The following is a 6602-nucleotide window of genomic DNA, read 5'->3' on the forward strand; positions in this document are numbered from 1 at the left end:
CATTCATCAATAGCAACAAACGCCCCGATAGGCATCCAACTAAACCAATTTTGCCAAAGCTCAATMCCCTCYTTTGAACGTGTAAATATACGAATCAAACGAGCACCATCAGGAAACTTTTCACCAATCAATTTCTCAATAGATTCTTTSGGTTTAATACCTTCRATATTAGTAACAACAATACGACCTTCACGAAGAGCRGGTAATATTTCAAACCAAGTTAAATAAGCAGTTTTATAAGCACCATTAGAGCCATGACGAAACGAAACAGCCATATCACCACCCCATCATTCTAAGAACAAARGCAGTTGTAAACGCATCAATAACAATTCTAACAGCATCAACGACCCCRAAATTATAAGCAGCAAAACGCAAGTCAGACGGYAAACTATTAAAGGCGGCATTTAAAACCGTATAAACTTCATAGTCTTTTAAAACCATAACCGCCACAGAATAAGCAAGCTCTATCATTTGGATTTTAAAKGTAATATAAAACTTAATAGCCCAAAACCAAGCATAAGAAAAAATYTCAACAATCAAATMTGGAATGGTAGAAATGAAATCAGAAATAGAACCAAAGACATTAGCGACATATTGAAAAGCACTATAAATAAACTCCATAAATCCCCCTACGACTTACGACCAGACGACATAATAATAAATGCAGCACTCAAGGCAGCAATGAATAATATAACAGTACGAATTGAAACGACATTATCACCGAGAGAATCAAATAAATTAAAACTAACATTAATATCCCCCGACGCATGATGAAGCGTAAAAGCTCGACCAGAATAAGAACCCTGTTGAAAACTCATCGTACCGTTATTGATTGGAGACTTTGAAACAAGCTCTTTAAAATTAGTTTCTAAATCCACAATTTCAGTTTTCAAGCCATCAATAGATTCACTTAAAATTGTTCCCTCAGAAAAACCGACACCCTTACCTGGAGTGATAAAAGAACGCCCGTCACCACCGCCAGAACCACCGCCAGAGCCAGAACCACCGCCAGAGTCACCGCCAGAACCAGAGTCACCGCCAGAGTCACCACCGCCAGAGTCACCACCGCCAGAGTCACCAGAGCCAGAGTCACCAGAGCCAGAGTCACCACCGCCAGAGCCAGAACCACCGCCAGAGTCACCGCCAGAGTCACCGCCAGAGCCAGAACCACCGCCAGAGTCACCACCGCCAGAGTCACCACCGCCAGAGTCACCACCGCCAGAGCCAGAGTCACCACCAGAGCCAGAGTCACCACCGATAGGAGTACAATTATTAAAACCATCAATACATGTTGAACCACCAGAGCTATCACCAGCCTGACAGAATTTACCAGTATAATTATAATAACCAGAAGGCTTATGATCGGACGCAGTGCCAGAAACCCAGAAAGCGGAGTTTCTTAATGTAGCCTGACAAGATTTAATACAAACTGAACTTACTTTAGATGTACCCACAGGAAAATAAATATTATCAGTACGCTCGTCTTTTAATTTCTTACAAGGAGACTCACACTCACCAGTCTTTTCATTTAAAACCTCACCTTCTGGACATGAATCAATATTATGCAACGTAGCCAAACTATCAAACGGCCGTGGGCCAAATGACGCCAATTTAAAGCCGTACTTTGTAATTTCGACACCATACAAGTCATAACCCGAACTACTACCCGCACAAAAAGAAGATAGGTCATTTTTAAAATATAAAACTTGCCCGTCATACATACCACAAGTAAGACCAAGAGATGAAACATGCGAAAGACGCTTATAACCAGTAAAGCCCGCAAAAGCACTAAACGAAACGCTGAAAAGTAACAGGAACGCGGCAATGCTTTGTTTAATACTCATAAAATACACCTACAAAAAAAGGAGCCGAAGCCCCTTATTAATTACCCAGAGATAACCCCTGTATAAACCCCGTATAGAAAGGAGCCACACATCAATGACCCCAAGATAATGGTTATTACCATTACTTACGAAGCCAAGAAACAACCATACCGAGACCAAAACCAAGCGCAGCAATCGCAATCACACCCGCAGTAGTAGCACTAACCATGCTTTTTCCMGCATTAATAGCAGMGGTAATAGCCGTTTCATTAGCTGAACCTTCAGCAAAAGCAGAACCAGAAGCAGTAACCAAAACAGAAGCTGCAAGAAGTTTGTTATTTAAGATGTTACGAGTTTTGTTAAACATAATRTTTCCTATTATTTTCCAAGATATTTAAGTACACGACCTAACACATGACCACCGATAAATGTTAAAAGAGATTGCTTAATAACAAACTCATATAAACCAGAGTCAAATTCCAACAATGACCAATCAAATTGACCATCAACTAACTGCGTAACCTGTTCAGTAGACATCAAAATATATTCACAACTATCACCAACTGACTGCTGTAAAACACCATCTATAACAGATACGCAAAGAGACATATTTAATCCAAAGCYTCCAAATCACAAACYAAYAATTCTATTTGTTTACGAAGTGAAGCAAGTTCAAGAAGATATGCAGAATCTAAATCACCAGAATTCAAAACATTCAAAGCATCCTGTTTGGAGACCTCAAGCATAGAACTCAACTTARMGATTAAATCCTGTATATCCATAATTAAGCATTCRCAGGAATTAGGAACATTTCACGACCGACTTCAATATCGCCGTGCATCCCAAYAACCAAAGAATTTACAGATAAATGATATTTACCAGCAGGCCAAACAGGTTGACCCTCAGACATTTTGATTTTGAACTCGATAGGGAATTTACCACCAGTATGAGCATAACCAATTTGAGTAATCATTTTCCAAGGCTTACCCTTAACRGTCACACCCTCACGAACGTCTAAACACTCATTTTCTTTAAACACTTCAATCAATAATTCATTTTTCATTTTTTTATTTCCTATGCGATTAATCTAACTACGTTTGCTGTATTAAATCCGTATTTTTCACTTAACATGCCGACTTCTGGCTCGACGTACCAATCTGGACGCTGATTAGAAAAATCAACATCAATTACTTGTAAGAGAGGAATAACATTATCTTTACCCTGCCCTTGTAAATTCTGAATTTGAGCTTTACTGAAACCAACAGCTAATAAATCCTTTAGATGATCATAAAAAGTTCTAGGCGCAGAATAAGAATCTTTCACTACCTCATAACCATCAGAAACCAAAGAACGATAAAAACGAAAAACCCTATCAGCCTTAGCAAAAGAAACATTTCCTTTTGGAGTAGTACGAAAATAAATTTGTTTTAGTTTGCTATGAACCTCTTCATCATTAAAAATATCCATTCTCTGTCCCTCCAAAGCTTGAAATAATGGTGCAAATGCCTTTAACCAAATGTCTTGTATTAGTGATTTTCCGTCTTTTTCATATTCGTATTGATATTTAATTGCGTGATATAAATTTTTAGGTATTCCCATTGCATCAAGATAGCGACGATGCGCACCCGCTTCAAAACGTGCAAGATTGCGAGCAAAATTAATTAATTGTGGATTAGACATAACGTCGATAACACGGTCAAACTCAGTAATACCAGAAGATTGAAGTGCACGAAGTTTTGAAAGCTGATTGTTGAATTCTGGATACTTCAAATAAACCTTTCGGTCACAGTGGCGAGAACCTTGAGTAAAATAACAAGTCGTTTCATGTTCATTGCGAACGCTTTTTCTCATTTGATTATTAGAGACATTTTTCAAACAAGAGATCACTTGTTTAGCTTGAAGATCGTTTTTTACACGAGCTGAATATGTTGCATCGATAGCATCAAGTGTCGCGTTGGGAATATCAAGCATGTCATAAACAGCAGGATAAGTTTCATTTAAAGCAGCAAGCATTTCATCCGAACCAAGCGCAATTGATGTTGAACCAAAAACGTTATGCCCTTGAATGATTTTTGCGGGAGAACATTTCAATTCGATACACGGAGAGCGCCAAATGGTGCCTTGAAAAATCTTACAAGCCATACCTGTGAAGTGAGTTGGTAAAGACTCGTAAGGGTGACGTAAATCAGAAACCTCATAACGATTATCTAAAGCATCCCCCATGTAATGAACCGACTTAGCTTCTAAACCTATACCACGAAGTGAGCATTCAATGATATTCACATACTCAATACACTCACCTGTCTTTGAAACGCGAGTATTAGTAACAAACTCACGCTTAAACGGGATAGAGATCTTAAGCTTATCAATCATACCCAATCAACCTTAGAATCTAAGAAATTATTTTCAGCCAAAAACATAAATAATTAGAATCTTATTGTCAACAAATATTAGTTTCTAAGCTTATAATTATTAAAAAACATAGATAAGGAACAAGAATGGCAACGAAACACATAAAAGACAGCACATGGAGAAAGGTAGAGGAAAAGACAGTTAAAGCCGTTGTAAAAACCATGACAAACATCAAAGAAACCGAAATGCTAGACTTCTTAATCAAACTAGGGTTAGAGAAATTTGAAGAAGAAGATTTCAAACGTGTAAAAAAAACAAAAAACTCTTAATTCACTTATCAAAAAAGCGTGGAAAGAGATCCCTTAAATTCCCGAAATATGCGAAATCCGCACAAGAGTACACTATTAAAGATAGTGTACTCTCCGATTCCTCCTCAACGTCCTTGCTCAGTCTTCGCCGTCCTTTTTCGTCGTCAAACGTCGAGTTTTTGAGGATAAAAAAGGAATGAAAAGCGGTCTGGTAGGACGGAAGCTATTTTTCTTTGACCTGGACTAGAATCGAAATGATAAAACGGCTTGTTTGCTGTTTGGGACGGATGGCCAACAACGAAATCTAAAAGATGATCATATATGCAGTAGCTTAAAAAATTGGTGGGGCTGCTAGTTCTGGCGGGTCTATCCCTGCGGGGCTAAAAAATTTCATCATAGCCAAGAACGTAACGATGAAGAGATTTCAAAACAAAAGAGTTTGTCATTTTTTGACATACTGGTATGTCATAGGATAACAAACTCCGATTCTTAATTCGTATTATGCAATTTATGTTACGGGTTAACTTCTAAAAACGATTCTCGCTTTCCGCATGTACGGAACAAGTTCCGACAATGAGCACCGCACTCGCCCACGTTTTGATTCAGTTAAGCAAAGCAAACCACTCAACATAAATCGGTGCACATAATACGCACTAAGGCATTAACCATTAGGCAAATCAAAAATATTCACATCTTCCCTCACATCGGTCAGCTGCGAATCCTTAGCATTAAAATCAGGTACAAAATCACTCTGGTTTGGTGGACACGTTAAGAACCTGGCTACATTCACCGAAGACACCTGAATCAAACAATCATCTATCAACTCGAAGCGATAGCCGTAACGCATCAAGACATCAGAACGAAGGTAGAATGTGTCCCTACCTTTATCGATACGAAAAACAAAGCTCGATAACGGATTTAAACCCAAGTGCTTACGATAACGAATATCGACAGACGTTAGATAAACAGCATCAGAACCATTGAAAATTGAAAACGACTCATAGAACGGATTCACATCATCAACAACAAGATCACTTTCGAAACCAGTTTCAGAAGCATTAACGCGAGAACCCAACCCATCAGAACGCGAGCGATTTTCTTGAAGATTGCTTTGAGGTACTGAAGAACTAGACGAACTAGAAACATTACTTTGCTTAGAACTGGATGAAGTCTCAACAACGTTTTGAACTTCACCCACATCAGAATCAGATAATACATTTGTTAAATCCCAAAAAAATTTACCAATAGCAAGAAGGCCAACAAGAACAACCAAAATAAATTTAGGCGATTTGAGGATAGAAATATCGGATTTAGTTTCATTAAATCCGCCCGTCCCTGTGGACTTATAAAGCGCGAAAACATCAACAGGAATCTTTTTAGAGCTGCAACTAGCAAAATCAGTCTTAGAGCTAGGAGCTGTTTTAGTAGATTTAGGAGGATGATTGAAAATGCGCGGTCTACGTTTGCGAAAAAACGTATCAGTAGAACGGTGTGAATAAGCCTCACCAGCACAACCACGAAGCCAAGTGGGAATAGAAGTATAATCTGGAGTTAATAAAACAATATCCCATTGATATTTTCTGTGACGCATAAAAGCACCGTAAAAATTATCGGGATATAACAACCTGTTATTTTCATCTAATTGAGTACGCTCACAATCATCTGTATCACCGTCTTCAAATGAATCAGGGTCAACAGGCAACCAACGAGAATAAAATAACTCTGAAAAATCAGAGGGCAATAAATCAATAAAATCTGATAGCGGACGAGCTAAAAACTTTTCACGTTTAAAACCAACCTCAGGGCAATATAAATCCTGACATTCATCAATAGCAACAAACGCCCCGATAGGCATCCAACTAAACCAATTTTGCCAAAGCTCAATCCCCTCTTTTGAACGTGTAAATATACGAATCAAACGAGCACCATCAGGAAACTTTTCACCAATCAATTTCTCAATAGATTCTTTCGGTTTAATACCTTCGATATTAGTAACAACAATACGACCTTCACGAAGAGCAGGTAATATTTCAAACCAAGTTAAATAAGCAGTTTTATAAGCACCATTAGAGCCATGACGAAACGAAACAGCCATATCACCACCCCATCATTCTAAGAA

At 38.4% G+C, this 6602-nt stretch carries 9 protein-coding genes; 1 reads left to right on the forward strand and 8 read right to left on the reverse strand.

Annotated elements, in window-relative coordinates:
- The 7 genes from L4C39_RS19735 to L4C39_RS19765 all read right to left on the reverse strand — a co-directional run.
- On the reverse strand, positions 1-275 hold a 275-nt coding region (locus tag L4C39_RS19735), incomplete at its 3' end, for a zonular occludens toxin domain-containing protein (RefSeq protein WP_429747662.1).
- A gap of 1 nt (position 276) precedes the next feature.
- Entirely contained in the window at positions 277-621 is a 345-nt protein-coding gene (locus tag L4C39_RS19740; RefSeq protein ID WP_429747664.1) for a hypothetical protein, read from the reverse strand.
- Between the two features lie 8 nt (positions 622-629).
- Entirely contained in the window at positions 630-1844 is a 1215-nt protein-coding gene (locus tag L4C39_RS19745) for a hypothetical protein (protein ID WP_429747666.1), read from the reverse strand.
- Between the two features lie 121 nt (positions 1845-1965).
- Complete coding sequence (locus tag L4C39_RS19750; RefSeq protein ID WP_429747668.1) at positions 1966-2190, reverse strand: hypothetical protein; 225 nt, start codon at positions 2188-2190, stop codon at positions 1966-1968.
- Between the two features lie 11 nt (positions 2191-2201).
- Positions 2202-2432, reverse strand: a complete 231-nt coding sequence (locus tag L4C39_RS19755; RefSeq protein ID WP_371730542.1) for a transcriptional regulator — start codon at positions 2430-2432, stop codon at positions 2202-2204.
- 175 nt (positions 2433-2607) lie between these two features.
- Positions 2608-2886 (reverse strand): single-stranded DNA-binding protein, encoded by a 279-nt coding sequence (locus L4C39_RS19760; RefSeq protein ID WP_429747670.1) that lies wholly within the window; start codon positions 2884-2886, stop codon positions 2608-2610.
- Between the two features lie 11 nt (positions 2887-2897).
- Positions 2898-4196, reverse strand: a complete 1299-nt coding sequence (locus L4C39_RS19765; RefSeq protein WP_429747672.1) for a phage/plasmid replication protein, II/X family — start codon at positions 4194-4196, stop codon at positions 2898-2900.
- A 125-nt stretch (positions 4197-4321) separates the two neighbouring features.
- Here L4C39_RS19765 and L4C39_RS19770 point away from each other — a divergent pair, with 125 nt between their 5' ends.
- On the forward strand, positions 4322-4504 hold the full coding sequence (locus tag L4C39_RS19770; RefSeq protein WP_429747674.1) for a hypothetical protein: 183 nt from the start codon (positions 4322-4324) through the stop codon (positions 4502-4504).
- 640 nt (positions 4505-5144) lie between these two features.
- Here L4C39_RS19770 and L4C39_RS19775 read toward each other — a convergent pair.
- Positions 5145-6578 (reverse strand): zonular occludens toxin domain-containing protein, encoded by a 1434-nt coding sequence (locus L4C39_RS19775; protein WP_429747676.1) that lies wholly within the window; start codon positions 6576-6578, stop codon positions 5145-5147.
- Between the last annotated feature and the right edge of the window lie 24 nt (positions 6579-6602).

This window comes from Vibrio clamense (assembly GCF_050337905.1).
GTDB classification, from domain to species: domain Bacteria; phylum Pseudomonadota; class Gammaproteobacteria; order Enterobacterales; family Vibrionaceae; genus Vibrio; species Vibrio cortegadensis.